Below are 14429 nucleotides of genomic sequence, written 5' to 3'. Positions count from 1 at the left end.
CTTTTGGAGAAATGAAAACGATTTACAAATCTAGAAAATTTATGATAAAATGGTTTTATGACTAAAATGTATTTTGCAGAAAATCCGGATGCCAAACATGACATTCATGAATTAAAAGTGGAACTATTAGGACAACAGATGACCTTTTTAACGGATGCTGGTGTCTTTAGCAAAAAAATGATCGACTATGGCAGTCGAGTTCTTTTATCTACTCTGGATTTTGGAAAAGGAGAAACCTTACTGGATGTCGGCTGTGGGTACGGAACTCTGGGCTTGACCCTGGCTAAAGCGCAGACTCTAAAGGTCACTCTAGTGGATATCAATCAGCGGGCTTTAGACTTGACGCGGAAAAATGCGGAAGCGAATCAGGTGTCTGCCGAAATTTTCCAATCTAATGTCTATGAAAATGTGACAGGAAAATTTCAGCATATTATCAGTAATCCGCCGATTAGGGCTGGTAAGAGGGTGGTACACGAGGTTATTTCAGGCAGCTACAATCATTTGCTGGATGACGGAGATTTGACGATTGTCATTCAGAAAAAGCAAGGAGCTCCTAGCGCCAAAGCCAAGATGGAAGAGGTTTTTGGGAATTGTGAAATTTTAAAAAAGACAAGGGATATTATATCCTTAGAAGTGAGAAGTGATGATGAGAGCAGTTGATATTATTCAAAAGAAACGTGATGGACTGGAGTTGTCCAGCCAAGAGATTGAGTGGTTGATTGAGGGCTATGTGGCTGGAACAGTGCCAGATTACCAGATGTCTGCCTTTGCTATGGCTGTTTATTTTAAGGGAATGACTACTAGAGAAATTTCTGATTTGACCATGGCTATGGTGGGAACAGGCCAGCAGTTTGACCTGTCAGCCATTTCAGGGATTAAGGTAGACAAGCATTCGACCGGCGGAGTGGGGGATAAGGTAACTTTGATTTTGGCCCCTTTAGTAGCTAGTTTTGGAGTGCCAGTTGCCAAGATGAGCGGTCGTGGACTGGGTCATACTGGCGGTACCATAGACAAGCTAGAGTCTGTCAAAGGCTACCAAGTGGAGCGCAGTCAGGAAGATTTCATCAAGCAGGTTCAAGACATCGGCCTGTCTGTGATTGGCCAGTCAGACAAGCTAGTCAAGGCAGACAAGCTCCTCTATGCCCTACGCGATGTGACAGCTACGGTCGATACGATTCCTTTGATTGCCAGCTCAGTGATGAGTAAGAAAATCGCCGCTGGCGCAGACAGCATTTTGCTGGATGTGACCGTTGGTGAGGGTGCTTTTATGAAAAGTCTAGAGGATGCCCGTGTCCTAGCCCGTACTATGGTTGACTTGGGCAAGGCGGTCGGACGCAGGACGGTTGCAGTTATTACGGACATGAGTCAGCCTTTGGGCACTAGCATTGGCAATCGTTTGGAAATCTTGGAAGCACTGGAAATCCTTCAAGGACAAGGACGCGAAGATATTACGGAATTTATCTGTGAGCTTGCTCGGATCATGCTTAATTTGGCAAATGTTGAGAAATCTGTTTCTGAAATCAGAGAACATTTGACAAATGGAGCAGCATTGAAAAAATTTGAAGAGATGATTGCGGCTCAAGGTGGAGATCTAGAGGACTTGTATCGACCATCCCAGGCGGCTTATGTGGCTGAAGTGAGAGCAGAGAGATCTGGTTATATCACAGAGCTTCCAGCTATGGAATTTGGCTTGTTTGCGATGAGATTAGGAGCAGGTCGAGCCGTCAAATCTGACGACTTGGACTATGAAACAGGAATTATTTTTGAAAAGAAAGTCGGAGAAAAAGTTGAAGTTGGTGAAATTATTGCAAAAATTTATGCAAATGCAAAAATTTCACAAAAACTAGTTACAGAATTTGAAAAAAATGTTAGAATAGGAAATGACAGCGCTAAAGTAAGCGAAATCATTGAAGTAATCGCTTAACTTTAGGAGGATTTGATATGAAACTAAACAAATACATTGACCATACGCTTTTGAAACCTGATGCAAGTCAGGAGCAGATAATGAATTTGATCGAAGAGGCTACAGAGCACGACTTTGCTAGTGTCTGTGTCAATCCGACTTGGGTGGCGTTTGCTGCTCAGGCACTGAAGGGGACAGATGTCAAGGTTTGTACTGTTATCGGCTTTCCTTTGGGAGCCAATACTCCTGAAGTGAAGGCTTTTGAAGCCGAAGATGCGATTCAAAACGGGGCTGACGAGATTGATATGGTTATTAATATCGGTGCCTTAAAGTCTCAGGATTATGAATTGGTCGAAAAGGATATCCGAGCTGTTGTTGAGGCTGCAAAAGGAACTTTGGTCAAGGTCATTATTGAGACCTGCCTGTTGACAGAAGATGAGAAAGTCAAAGCTTGCCAAATTGCTCAGAAAGCTGGTGCGGATTTTGTCAAGACATCCACTGGTTTCTCAACTGGTGGTGCAACCGTTGCAGATGTAGCTTTGATGCGTAAGACAGTTGGGCCAAATATGGGAGTCAAGGCTTCTGGCGGTGCCCGTTCTTACGAAGATGCACTTGCATTTATCAAAGCTGGTGCGACTCGCATTGGAGCATCCTCTGGTGTAGCGATTATGGAGGGAGACGTGGCTAATGGCGACTACTAATTTGATTGATTTAGTTGTAGAAACCACGAAGAATGCCTATGTTCCATACTCTCATTTCCCTGTCGGAGCTGTTTTAGTAGCTAAAAATGGACAAGTTTTCACAGGTGTCAATATCGAAAATGCTAGTTTCGGCTTGACCAATTGTGCAGAGCGAACAGCCATTTTTAAAGCTGTTTCTGAAGGCTTTTTAGACTTTGAGGAATTAATTGTTTACGGAGAAACGGAAAAACCGATCTCCCCGTGTGGTGCCTGCCGCCAAGTAATGGCAGAGTTTTTTAAGAAGGATTTACCAGTGACCTTGGTCGCTAAAGATAAATCGACGGTCGTGATGACGGTCAAGGAGTTACTTCCATACTCTTTTACAGACTTAACTTGAGTCTGTTGCTGGTCAACTGACCAAAATTAAACTTGCAACTAAGTTGCACATCTTATATAGGAGGTTCAGAAATGAACAAGAAACAATGGCTAGGTCTTGGTCTAGTGTCTGTCGCAGCAATCGGACTTGCTGCATGTGGGAATCGTGCGTCTAAATCAGATAGCTCTAACGCTAAAACTGATTTAAAAGCTGCTATCGTAACCGATACAGGTGGTGTTGATGATAAGTCATTTAACCAATCTGCATGGGAAGGTTTGCAAGCTTGGGGTAAAGAAAATGGCCTTTCAAAAGATAACGGCTATACTTACTTCCAATCAACAGACGAGTCACAATACGCGAACAACCTAAACCAAGCTGCTACGGATGGTTACAACCTAGTATTTGGTATCGGTTTTGCCCTTCGTGATGCCGTTGAATCTGCTGCAAAAGATAATTCAAGTATTAACTACGTTATTATTGACGATGTGATTGAAGGTCAAAAGAATGTTGCTTCAGCAGTCTTTGCAGATAATGAAGCAGCTTACCTTGCTGGTGTTGCAGCTGCAAAAACTACTAAGACAAAACAAGTTGGTTTCATAGGTGGTATAGAAGGTGCAGTTATCACACGTTTTGAAAAAGGTTTCGAAGCTGGTGTGAAATCAGTTGATCCATCTATCAAGATTAAAGTGGACTATGCTGGCTCATTCGGCGATGCAGCTAAAGGTAAAACAATTGCTGCTGCTCACTATGCTGGCGGTGCGGATGTTGTTTACCAAGTAGCTGGTGGTACTGGTGCTGGAGTATTTAACGAAGCTAAGTCAATCAACGAAACAAGAAATGAAAATGAAAAGGTTTGGGTTCTTGGTGTTGACCGTGACCAAACTGAAGAAGGTAAATACAAATCTAAAGATGGTAAAGAATCTAACTTTGTTTTGGCATCAAGCTTGAAACAAGTTGGTAAGACTGTCCAAGACATTGCTAACCAAACAGCTAAAGGTAAATTCCCAGGTGGTAAAACTACAACCTTTGGTTTGAAAGACGGCGGTGTTGATTTGACAACAACCAACCTTTCTGAAGATGCTAAAAAAGCTGTTGAAGAAGCAAAAGCTAAAATCCTTGACGGTAGCATCACAGTTCCTGATAAATAATTGAATGTTGAGCGATCCGACCTACTAGGGTCGCTCATTTTTAAATTCTGACGCCTTTGCATCGATTAAGCCTACTAGGATCGGAGTCCGAGAAGGTTATATCGACATAAAATGAAATTCTGGAAAGGAAAGAGCCATGACACATGAAAATGTCATTGAAATGCGAGAAATTACCAAGATTTTTGGTGAATTTGTAGCCAATGATAAAATCAATTTGGAACTCCGAAAAGGTGAAATTCACGCTCTTTTAGGAGAAAATGGTGCCGGGAAGTCAACCTTGATGAATATGTTGGCCGGCCTACTTGAGCCGACTAGTGGTGAGATTGTAGTAAACGGAAAGCCAGTTAAGCTGGACTCTCCATCAAAGGCGGCCTCACTTGGTATCGGGATGGTGCATCAGCACTTTATGCTTGTGGAAGCCTTCACTGTTGCTGAAAATATTATTCTTGGAAGTGAGATTACAAAAAATGGTATCTTAGACTTGAAACGCGCTACGCAAGAAATTAAGCGTTTGTCTAAGAAATATGGTTTGTCGGTCGATCCATCTGCCAAGATTGAGGATATTTCTGTTGGAGCCCAACAACGTGTTGAAATTTTGAAGACCCTTTACCGTGGTGCAGATATCCTAATCTTTGACGAACCAACAGCTGTTTTGACACCATCTGAGATTGATGAATTGATGAAAATCATGAAAAACTTGGTCAAGGAAGGTAAGTCTATCATTCTTATTACCCATAAGTTAGATGAAATTCGTGCAGTTTCTGACCGAGTGACCGTTATTCGTCGAGGAAAATCGATCGAAACAGTTGAAATTGCAGGTGCAACCAACCAAGACTTGGCGGAAATGATGGTTGGACGTGCTGTTTCCTTCAAGACTGAGAAGAAACCTTCTAATCCGCAAGAAACAGTTCTTTCAATCAAGAATCTTGTCGTTGAAGAGAATCGCGGCGTTCCAGCTGTTAAAGGACTTTCACTGGATGTTCGTGCTGGTGAAATCGTTGGGATTGCAGGAATTGATGGAAATGGTCAGACTGAGTTGATTCAAGCTATTACAGGACTTAGAAAAGCAAGCTCGGGTGAAATTTTGATCAAGAACCAGTCTGTTATTGGTAAGAAACCACGTCAGATTACAGAGATGAAGGTCAGCCACGTCCCTGAAGACCGCCATCGCGATGGTTTGGTGCTGCAGATGTCCATTTCTGAAAATATTGCTTTGCAGACTTACTACAAGGAACCACTTAGCAAAAACGGCATCTTGAATTACAATAATATTTACTCTTACGCGTGCAATCTGATGAAAGAGTTTGACGTGCGGGCAGCTAGCGAGTATGTACCTGCTTCAGCCCTCTCAGGAGGAAACCAGCAGAAGGCTATCATTGCTCGGGAAGTGGATCGTGATCCAGATTTGTTGATCGTTAGTCAGCCTACTCGTGGACTTGATGTCGGAGCAATTGAGTACATCCATAAACGCTTGATTGAGGAGCGTACTCAAGGTAAGGCAGTACTTGTTGTCAGCTTTGAGCTAGATGAAATACTCAATCTTTCTGACAGAATCGCCGTTATCCATGATGGCAAGATTCAAGGAATTGTGACTCCAGAGAAAACCAATAAGCAAGAACTTGGTATTCTCATGGCTGGTGGTAAGATTTAGAAGGGAGATTCAAATGTCTAAGAAAACACAGCAGATTGCAGTTCCCTTAATCTCAGTTCTTTTGGGGATTTTATTGGGAGCGATTGTCATGGCTATCTTTGGCTATGATGCCATCTGGGGATATGAATCCCTCTTTAAAACAGCATTCGGTTCTTTGAGAAGTTTGGGTGAAATTTCTCGGTCGATGGGACCTCTAGTTCTCATTGGTCTGGGTTTTGCCGTGGCTAGTCGGGCTGGATTTTTCAATGTCGGACTTCCAGGACAGGCCTTGGCCGGTTGGATTCTGGCTGGTTGGTTTGCCCTTTCCTTCCCTGACCTACCTCGCCCTCTGATGTTGTTAGCAACTGTAGTCATTGCTGCAGTAGCTGGTGGGATTATTGGTGCTATTCCAGGAATTCTACGCGCCTATCTGGGAACGAGTGAAGTCATCGTTACCATTATGATGAACTATATCGTCCTCTTCGTTGGAAATGCTTTTATCCGCAGTTTTCCAAAATCTGTGATGCAGAGTGTTGACTCTAGTAAGCGTGTTGGAGCCAATGCTATTTATCAAACAGAATGGCTGAGAAGTTTGACAGCTAACTCTCGTATGAATATTGGTATTTTCTTTGCTTTGATTGCAGTTGTGCTGATCTGGTATATGCTGAAGAAAACAACGCTTGGCTTTGAAATCCGCGCTGTAGGGCTGAACCCGAATGCATCTGAATACGCAGGGATGTCTTCTAAACGGACCATTATTTTGTCTATGATTATTTCTGGCGCCCTTGCAGGACTTGGAGGAGTAGTAGAAGGACTAGGTACTTATCAGAATGTCTTTGTGCAAGGTGGCTCTCTAAGTGTCGGATTCAATGGTATGGCGGTTAGCCTTTTAGCAGCCAATTCTCCAGTTGGTATCCTTTTTGCGGCTTTCCTCTTTGCAGTTTTAAGTGTCGGTGCGCCAGGTATGAACGTGGCTCAGATTCCGACAGAATTGGTGAATATTGTAACAGCTTCTATCATCTTCTTTGTCAGCGCCCATTATTTGATTGAGCGTATGACTGGTAAGACTGTCTTTGAATTGTTTAAAAATCGTAAGCAGGAAGCTAAAAAAGTGAAGGGAGGAAACTAGGATGAATATTGTAACGGTATTAGGTTTATTAGTATCATCTATGCTGATTTATGCGGCTCCCTTGATTTTCACAAGTATCGGTGGAGCTTATTCAGAGCATGCTGGGGTCGTCAACGTCGGTTTGGAAGGGATCATGGTAATGGGAGCATTTACAGGCGTTCTCTTTAACTTGACTTTCGAAAGTAGTTTTGGCAACTTGACTCCGTGGCTTTCCTTGTTTGCTGCTGGTTTGGTCGGAGTGCTCTTTTCTCTTATCCATGCTGTAGCAACCATTAACTTCCGCGCAGACCACGTTGTCAGTGGTACTGTTCTAAACTTGCTAGCACCAGCCTTGGCAGTTTTCCTTGTTAAAGCGATTTATAACAAGGGGCAGACTGACAATATTCAGCGTTCATTCGGGAAGTTTAATTTCCCTGTCCTATCTGATATTCCAGTCATAGGAGAAATTTTCTTCAAACACACAAGTTTGATGGGATATTTGGCCGTTGCCTTCTCTTTCTTAGCTTGGTTTATTATGTTCAAGACTAAATTTGGACTGCGACTTCGCTCAGTCGGAGAGCATCCGCAGGCAGCAGATACACTTGGAATCAATGTTTACCTCATGCGCTATTGCGGTGTCATGATTTCTGGTTTGCTCGGCGGTATTGGTGGAGCTATTTACGCTCAGTCAATCTCTGTTAACTTTGCTGTCACTACTATCGTAGGACCAGGCTTTATCGCCTTGGCAGCCATGATTTTTGGTAAATGGAGCCCTATCGGTGCGATGTTGGCTAGTCTCTTCTTTGGAGCTTCCCAAAGTTTGGCGGTTATCGGAAACCAGTTGCCTCTCCTTTCAAAGGTACCGACAGTTTATCTGCAGATTGCGCCTTACGTATTGACGATTGTAGTCCTTGCGGCATTCTTCGGTAAAGCTGTTGCTCCGAAAGCGGATGGTATCAACTATATCAAGTCTAAGTAATCATCAAAAAAGAAATCCATCGCTTGAATGAGGCATGACGAAAAGATTGTCACGTTTCAATGCGAATGATGATGAAATGAACTTGTTAATTAGCCCAAAATAGTGTTTTGGGGACAGATACCTATTAAAAATCCATTATTCTTAACATGAGAATAATGGATTTTTTTATCCATTCGTTAGAGTGGATTTCCAGAACAAATGCATGAGAGTTTCTTCTGGATAAACTTGTGAATCACTATTTATTACATCAAACGGTTTTATATGTTTCATAAATCGTGATCAAATAATATTTTTTGCCACATACTAATCTTTTTCTAAAGATCTAACTTTTTCAAGTCAGCTAAGCTAAACTGATTCAACGTATTCAAATATCAGACAGAAGTCTTCTATGCTCTTCCAGTGTTCAGCTCCTAGTTTAGAGACGGAGAAAATCAAAGAAAAATGTCTGCTAACTTGTGTTTTATTTTTTAACTATCCCTTAGACATTCTGCCATCTGCAAAAATTAATGGTATAAACCAAGAAGTGTCATTTTCAACTCTGAGACTCTTATTTGAGAACGGTCTTTTCATTGTGTGGATGTATCAAGAATTTGTTTATTTGAATGAACTTGTGATATAATTAAAAGATATGTGAAGAAGGTTTTAATAATGAATATTCAACAATTGCGTTATGTGGTGGCCATTGCCAACAGTGGAACCTTTCGCGAAGCAGCAGAAAAAATGTATGTCAGCCAGCCCAGCCTGTCTATCGCGGTGCGAGATTTGGAGAAAGAGCTAGGCTTCAAGATTTTTCGCCGGACTAGCAGCGGAACTTTTCTGACTCGGCGAGGTATGGAATTTTACGAGAGGGCTCAGGAATTGGTCAAAGGCTTCGATGTTTTCCAAAATCAATATGCCAATCCCGAAGAGGAAAAGGATGAATTTTCCATTGCCAGTCAACACTATGACTTTTTGCCGCCTTTGATTACGGAGTTTTCTCAGAACTATCCTGACTACAAGAATTTTCGGATTTTCGAGTCTACGACCGTGCAGATCTTGGACGAGGTAGCCCAAGGCCACAGCGAGATTGGGATCATTTATCTCAACAATCAGAATAGCAAGGGTATCATGCAGCGGATAGAAAAGCTAGGCTTGGAGGTCATTGAGCTGATTCCTTTCCAGACCCACATTTACTTGCGAGAGGAACATCCTTTGACTCAAAAAGAGGAGCTGGTCATGGAAGACTTGGCAGATTTGCCGACGGTTCGCTTCACACAGGAAAAGGATGAATATCTCTACTATTCGGAGAACTTTGTTGATACCAGCGACAGTTCACAGATGTTTAATGTGACGGATCGGGCTACGCTGAATGGGATTTTGGAGAGAACGGATGCTTATGCAACAGGTTCCGGTTTCTTGGACAGCGATAGTGTAAATGGGATTACTGTCATTAAACTGAAAGATGATCTAGACAATCGCATGGTCTATGTCAAGCGAGAAGAAGTGGAGCTAAGCCCAGTCGGTGAGGCTTTTGTAGCTGTTATGAAAGAATATTTTGCACAGAAAAGAGAAGTATGAAACGAAAGATTGCCATTCCTTTTTTAGTTATTCTCTTGATTGTCCTTGATCAGGCAGTCAAGTATTATATTGTCTCCAATTTTTCCTTAGGACAGGTCAGGAAGTTTATTCCTAAACTTGTCAGTTTGACCTATCTGCAAAATACCGGTGCCGCCTTTTCTATAATGGAAAATCAGCAGTGGTTTTTCGCCTTAGTCACTTGTATCGTGATTGGAGCGGCTATTTGGTATTTGATTAAGAATATTCAAGCGTCCAAATGGATGCTGTCTGGGCTGATCCTGGTTATAGCTGGTGGATTGGGGAATTTTATTGACCGGATTCAACGAGGATTTGTAGTGGATATGTTCCAGTTGGATTTTGTCAATTTTGCTATTTTTAACGTAGCGGATATGTACCTGACTGTTGGAGTAGCGATTTTATTACTGGTAATTTTGAAGGAAGAAAAAGATGGAATTTAAAATTGATGCAGCAACTGCTGGTCTACGGTTGGATAAGGCGGTGGCAGATTTCACTGAGTTGTCACGTAGTTTGGCCAATGAGCAGATTAAAAACGGTCAGATTTTGGTCAATGGACAGGCTAAAAAAGCCAAGTATGCTGTCAAAGAAGGTGATGTCATCAGCTATGAAGTGCCAGAGCTAGAAGAGGTAGAGTATGTAGCAGAGGATCTTCCGCTAGAAATCGTCTATCAGGATGAGGATGTAGCCGTCGTCAACAAACCCCAAGGCATGGTGGTTCATCCTTCAGCTGGTCATACCAGTGGTACTCTGGTCAATGCTCTCATGTACCACATCAAAGACCTTTCTGGCATCAATGGTGTGCTGCGTCCGGGGATTGTCCATCGCATTGATAAGGATACTTCTGGACTTTTAATGATTGCCAAGAATGACCAAGCGCATCTAGCACTTGCAGACGAGCTCAAGGATAAGAAATCCCTGCGTAAATACTGGGCTATTGTGCATGGAAATCTGCCTAATGACCGCGGAGTGATTGAGGCGCCGATTGGCCGCAGTGAAAAAGACCGCAAGAAACAGGCGGTTACAGCCAAGGGTAAGCCTGCTCTGACGCGTTTCCAAGTATTAGAACGTTTTGGTGACTATACGCTGGTTGAGCTACAGTTGGAGACTGGTCGGACGCATCAAATCCGCGTCCACATGGCTTACATTGGTCATCCAGTAGCTGGAGATGAGGTTTATGGATCACGTAAGACCCTGAAAGGGCATGGTCAATTTCTGCACGCGCGAACTCTAGGTTTCACCCATCCTCGGACTGGCGAAGTGTTGGAATTTACAGCTGAAGCGCCAGCTCTTTTTCAAGAAACTTTAGAAAAGCTGAGGCAGCAATAGATTTGTTGAATTAGCTGAGGTGCTCTTTTCAAAAAATTTAGTAATGATATGGATAACAAGGGCTCGAAAGAGCCGTTTTTTATCTTCTGTATTTTTAATCTATTTCGTGGTATAATAATACAATCTAATAGAGAAGGAAGAGGCAATGAAAGCAAAGCGAATTGTATTTAAGGTGGGTACGTCGTCATTAACAAACGAAGATGGCAGTCTGTCACGCGCCAAGGTAAAGGAAATTACTCGGCAGTTGGCTCTCTTGCACGAGGCAGGGCATGAGTTAATCTTGGTCTCATCAGGAGCTATTGCAGCAGGTTTTTCTTCTCTAGGCTTTAAAAAGCGACCGACTAAGGTGGCTGATAAACAGGCTTCGGCTGCGGTTGGACAAGGTTTACTCTTGGAGGAATATACGACTAATCTTCTTTTGAAGCAAATCATTTCAGCACAGATTCTTCTGACACAAGATGATTTTGCGGACAAGCGGCGTTACAAGAATGCCCATCAGGCCTTGTCTGTCTTGCTGAATCGCGGTGCTATTCCCATCATCAATGAAAATGACACGGTTGCTATCGAGGAGCTTAAGGTCGGTGATAATGATACGCTGAGTGCACAGGTGGCAGCCATGGTTCAGGCAGACCTTTTGGTGCTCTTGACAGATGTCGATGGACTTTATACAGCTAACCCTAGCACGAATCCAGATGCCCGTAGGATTGACAAGATTGAGAATATTACCTCTGAGCTGATTGATATGGCAGGCGGTGCGGGTTCAAGCAATGGAACTGGCGGTATGCTGACAAAGATTAAGGCTGCAACGCTTGCGACCATGTCTGGAGTTCCGGTCTATATCTGCTCCTCGCTCAAGACGGATGCTCTGCTGGAAGCTGCGGAAGAAACCAAGGATGGTAGCCTCTTTTTGGCCCAGGAAAAGGGGCTAAAAACGCAGAAGCAATGGCTGGCTTTCTATGCCAAAAGTCAAGGGGAAATCTATGTAGACCAAGGAGCAGCTGATGCTCTCAGAAATAATGGAAAAAGTTTGTTAGTGTCAGGTCTTGTATCTGTATCAGGTAGCTTTACCTATCAGGATACAGTGACAGTTTATGAAGAAGGCAGCGGAGCTATTCTTGGTAAAGGGCGCGTGCGTTTTGGCAAGTCAGCTCTTAAAGATATGCTCAAGTCCAAAAAACCCAAGGGTGTCGTGATTCATCGGGATGACTGGATCTCTCTGACGCCAGAGTTGGATGAACTATTCTCAGAATTTTAGAAGACAAGGAAAGGAGAAGCGATGACCTCAACACAAGCAATTTTTGAAAAGGTTCAGAAAGTTAAGAAGACGATCAATACGGCCACAACGGCTGAGAAAAACCATGCTTTGGAAGAAATGGCAAACCATCTCTGGCTTTCTCGTACGGATATTTTGGCAGCCAATGAATTGGATATGACCGCAGCTAAAGGTAGGATTTCAGATGTGATGCTGGACCGCCTCTATCTGAATGAGGATCGGATTGCGGCCATGGCAGAGGGTATTCGCCAATTGATTGACTTGGAGGATCCTGTAGGGCAAGTCTTAGAAAGGACTGAGCTTGAGAACGGCCTTTTCATCAGTAAAAAGCGGGTGGCTATGGGAGTGATTGGGATTATCTACGAAAGCCGGCCCAATGTAACCTCTGACGCTGCTGCTTTAGCTCTAAAGAGTGGTAGCGCAGTTGTTCTCAGAAGCGGCAAGGATGCCTATCAGACAGCGCTAGCTATTGTCACAGCTTTGAAAAAAGGTTTGGCTCAGACGAAGATTTCGCCGGATTGTATCCAGATGGTTTCTGATACCAGCCGAGCTTCAGCTCAAGCTATGATGAAGGCCAAGGGCTATCTGGATTTGCTCATTCCTCGTGGAGGTGCTGGATTGATTCAGGCGGTCGTGGAGAATGCAACTGTGCCGGTTATTGAGACAGGTACTGGAATTGTCCATATCTATGTAGATAAGGATGCTGATCAAGATAAGGCTTTGGAGATTATTGAGAATGCCAAGACCAGTCGTCCCTCAGTCTGCAATGCCATGGAAGTACTGCTGGTTCATGAAGAGATTGCAGAAAGATTTTTACCACGTTTGCAGAAGATGTTGGTGACTGATCGTGTTACTGCGCAAGAAAAAACTATTGAATTACGTTTGGATGAGAAAGCGGCTCAGTATATCTCAGGCTCGCAAGCTAGACCGGAAGATTTTGATACCGAATTTTTGGACTATGTCTTAGCGGTCAAGCTAGTTTCTTCGCTGGAAGAAGCGGTGGAGCATATTGAAGCTCACAGCACCCATCACTCAGATGCCATTGTGACAGAGAACGATTCAGCGGCAGCTTACTTCACAGAGCAGGTGGATAGTGCGGCAGTTTATGTCAATGCTTCAACCCGTTTTACAGATGGTGGTCAATTTGGCCTTGGTTGCGAAATGGGGATTTCTACTCAAAAACTGCATGCCAGAGGCCCTATGGGGCTGAAAGAGCTGACTAGCTATAAATACGTCATCCAAGGGACTGGTCAAGTGAGGAAATAATGATGAAAATTGGATTTATCGGTCTGGGAAATATGGGCGGCAGTCTCGCCCGCCTAGTTGCCCAAGATGAAAGATATAGAAGCAAATTACTCCTAGCTAATCGCAGTCTTGAAAAGGCTGAAAAGATTGCTGCGGAAGTTGGTGGACAACCGGTCAGTAATGCAGAAGTTTTTGCTCAGGCAGAAGTAATTTTTCTGGGTATCAAACCAGCTCAATTTGCTGACTTGTTGGCTGATTATCGGGAAATTCTAGAACAACGTGAGTCTCTTCTGCTGGTTTCGATGGCTGCTGGTCTCCCCTTGGAGCTATTAGAAAAATTGACACCTAGTCACCATCGTTGGATTCGGATGATGCCTAATACACCAGTAGCTGTTGGCGAAGGTGTTATTACCTATGCTTTATCCCCAGAAGCGAATCAAACGGACGAAGACTTGTTGCGTGATTTTCTGTCTTCGGCTGGCCTTTTGGTCAAACTAGAGGAAAAACAGTTGGATGCAGCGACAGCTCTTGCTGGCTGTGGACCAGCTTTCGTCTATCTCTTTATAGAGGCTTTGGCGGATGCTGGGGTGCGGGCAGGACTCAGTCGCGACATTTCGCTTGAACTGGCCAATCAAACTCTCTTAGGCGCTGCCAAGCTAAGTCAGGTCAGTGGACAACATCCGGCTCAACTCAAAGACCAAGTCTGCAGTCCGGCTGGTTCGACCATCGCCGGGGTAGCTAGTCTGGAAGAAAATGCCTTTAGAGGAACGGTCATGGAAGCCGTTCAAGCTGCCTACAAAAGGACGCAGGAGTTGGGGAAGAAATGATTTAAATCTTTAATTTTTTAGATTATAGGAAAAGGTGTGACATGCGAGGACAATTTTTGTCTTTGCAGGCTCACTCTTTTTTTCTTTGTTTGATAATCAAATAAGTCCTCTCTTTAAAACTGTGGTATAATAAGTACTATGCAAACCAAACCGACTTCTGCTTATGTGCACATTCCTTTTTGTACCCAGATTTGTTATTACTGTGATTTTTCCAAGGTTTTTATAAAGAATCAGCCAGTGGATTCTTATCTGGAGCATTTGATTGAGGAGTATCATTCTTACGACATCAAAAAGCTCCGCACCCTCTATATCGGTGGCGGGACTCCGACAGCTCTATCTGCGCCTCAGTTGGCTTTTTT

Annotated in this window: 14 protein-coding genes and 1 pseudogene; all 15 read left to right on the top strand. The window is 43.4% G+C overall.

All coding sequences use genetic code 11. The features are described 5' to 3' along the window. Nucleotides 1-57: 57 nt before the first annotated feature. Nucleotides 58-644, top strand: a pseudogene (locus STRDD04_RS03385) (class I SAM-dependent methyltransferase). Nucleotides 645-646: 2 nt separating this feature from the next. Then, a complete protein-coding gene (locus STRDD04_RS03380; RefSeq protein ID WP_062199346.1) occupies nt 647-1924 on the top strand; it encodes a pyrimidine-nucleoside phosphorylase in 1278 nt (425 codons plus the stop codon). 17 nt (nt 1925-1941) lie between these two features. Continuing rightward, nucleotides 1942-2604: a deoxyribose-phosphate aldolase gene (gene deoC, locus STRDD04_RS03375; RefSeq protein WP_062199344.1), complete on the top strand. Its 663-nt coding sequence runs from the start codon at nt 1942-1944 to the stop codon at nt 2602-2604. Continuing rightward, nucleotides 2591-2980: a cytidine deaminase gene (locus tag STRDD04_RS03370; protein ID WP_062199342.1), complete on the top strand. Its 390-nt coding sequence runs from the start codon at nt 2591-2593 to the stop codon at nt 2978-2980. Before deoC ends, STRDD04_RS03370 begins: the two co-directional genes overlap by 14 nt. 71 nt (nt 2981-3051) lie before the next feature. After that, nucleotides 3052-4107, top strand: a complete 1056-nt coding sequence (locus tag STRDD04_RS03365) for a BMP family lipoprotein (protein WP_061911253.1) — start codon at nt 3052-3054, stop codon at nt 4105-4107. A 136-nt stretch (nt 4108-4243) separates the two neighbouring features. Further along, complete coding sequence (locus STRDD04_RS03360; protein ID WP_045497051.1) at nt 4244-5758, top strand: ABC transporter ATP-binding protein; 1515 nt, start codon at nt 4244-4246, stop codon at nt 5756-5758. 13 nt (nt 5759-5771) lie between these two features. Beyond that, on the top strand, nt 5772-6866 hold the full coding sequence (locus STRDD04_RS03355) for an ABC transporter permease (RefSeq protein ID WP_062199339.1): 1095 nt from the start codon (nt 5772-5774) through the stop codon (nt 6864-6866). 1 nt (nt 6867) lies between these two features. After that, nucleotides 6868-7824: an ABC transporter permease gene (locus STRDD04_RS03350; RefSeq protein ID WP_062199337.1), complete on the top strand. Its 957-nt coding sequence runs from the start codon at nt 6868-6870 to the stop codon at nt 7822-7824. Between the two features lie 648 nt (nt 7825-8472). Continuing rightward, nucleotides 8473-9381: a LysR family transcriptional regulator gene (locus STRDD04_RS03340; protein WP_062199332.1), complete on the top strand. Its 909-nt coding sequence runs from the start codon at nt 8473-8475 to the stop codon at nt 9379-9381. After that, complete coding sequence (lspA, locus tag STRDD04_RS03335) at nt 9378-9839, top strand: signal peptidase II (protein ID WP_062199330.1); 462 nt, start codon at nt 9378-9380, stop codon at nt 9837-9839. Before STRDD04_RS03340 ends, lspA begins: the two co-directional genes overlap by 4 nt. Continuing rightward, nucleotides 9829-10725: an RluA family pseudouridine synthase gene (locus tag STRDD04_RS03330; RefSeq protein ID WP_062199328.1), complete on the top strand. Its 897-nt coding sequence runs from the start codon at nt 9829-9831 to the stop codon at nt 10723-10725. The genes lspA and STRDD04_RS03330 overlap by 11 nt, the downstream gene beginning before the upstream one ends. 145 nt (nt 10726-10870) lie before the next feature. Further along, nucleotides 10871-11980, top strand: coding sequence for a glutamate 5-kinase (gene proB, locus STRDD04_RS03325; protein WP_062199326.1), 1110 nt, complete (start codon nt 10871-10873; stop codon nt 11978-11980). A 21-nt stretch (nt 11981-12001) separates the two neighbouring features. Beyond that, entirely contained in the window at nt 12002-13264 is a 1263-nt protein-coding gene (locus STRDD04_RS03320) for a glutamate-5-semialdehyde dehydrogenase (RefSeq protein ID WP_062199324.1), read from the top strand. 2 nt (nt 13265-13266) lie between these two features. Next, complete coding sequence (proC, locus tag STRDD04_RS03315) at nt 13267-14070, top strand: pyrroline-5-carboxylate reductase (RefSeq protein ID WP_062199322.1); 804 nt, start codon at nt 13267-13269, stop codon at nt 14068-14070. Nucleotides 14071-14208: 138 nt separating this feature from the next. Further along, a partial coding sequence (locus STRDD04_RS03310; RefSeq protein WP_331710263.1) for a radical SAM protein occupies nt 14209-14429 on the top strand: 221 nt, incomplete at its 3' end.

Origin of the sequence: Streptococcus sp. DD04 (assembly GCF_001578725.1) — a bacterium.
Classification (GTDB): Bacteria; Bacillota; Bacilli; order Lactobacillales; family Streptococcaceae; genus Streptococcus; species Streptococcus sinensis.
Note: the sequence above shows the minus strand (reverse complement) of the source record. Positions and strands in the feature narration are given on the sequence as shown.

Bases quoted from the DNA above. Each gene is read 5' to 3' on its own strand.
- STRDD04_RS03360 (WP_045497051.1), top strand. From the start codon at position 4,244: ATGACACATGAAAATGTCATTGAAATGCGAGAAATTACCAAGATTTTT.
- lspA (WP_062199330.1), top strand. From the start codon at position 9,378: ATGAAACGAAAGATTGCCATTCCTTTTTTAGTTATTCTCTTGATTGTC.
- STRDD04_RS03365 (WP_061911253.1), top strand. From the start codon at position 3,052: ATGAACAAGAAACAATGGCTAGGTCTTGGTCTAGTGTCTGTCGCAGCA.
- STRDD04_RS03320 (WP_062199324.1), top strand. From the start codon at position 12,002: ATGACCTCAACACAAGCAATTTTTGAAAAGGTTCAGAAAGTTAAGAAG.
- STRDD04_RS03380 (WP_062199346.1), top strand. From the start codon at position 647: ATGAGAGCAGTTGATATTATTCAAAAGAAACGTGATGGACTGGAGTTG.
- deoC (WP_062199344.1), top strand. From the start codon at position 1,942: ATGAAACTAAACAAATACATTGACCATACGCTTTTGAAACCTGATGCA.
- proC (WP_062199322.1), top strand. From the start codon at position 13,267: ATGAAAATTGGATTTATCGGTCTGGGAAATATGGGCGGCAGTCTCGCC.
- STRDD04_RS03340 (WP_062199332.1), top strand. From the start codon at position 8,473: ATGAATATTCAACAATTGCGTTATGTGGTGGCCATTGCCAACAGTGGA.
- STRDD04_RS03350 (WP_062199337.1), top strand. From the start codon at position 6,868: ATGAATATTGTAACGGTATTAGGTTTATTAGTATCATCTATGCTGATT.
- STRDD04_RS03355 (WP_062199339.1), top strand. From the start codon at position 5,772: ATGTCTAAGAAAACACAGCAGATTGCAGTTCCCTTAATCTCAGTTCTT.
- STRDD04_RS03330 (WP_062199328.1), top strand. From the start codon at position 9,829: ATGGAATTTAAAATTGATGCAGCAACTGCTGGTCTACGGTTGGATAAG.
- STRDD04_RS03370 (WP_062199342.1), top strand. From the start codon at position 2,591: ATGGCGACTACTAATTTGATTGATTTAGTTGTAGAAACCACGAAGAAT.
- proB (WP_062199326.1), top strand. From the start codon at position 10,871: ATGAAAGCAAAGCGAATTGTATTTAAGGTGGGTACGTCGTCATTAACA.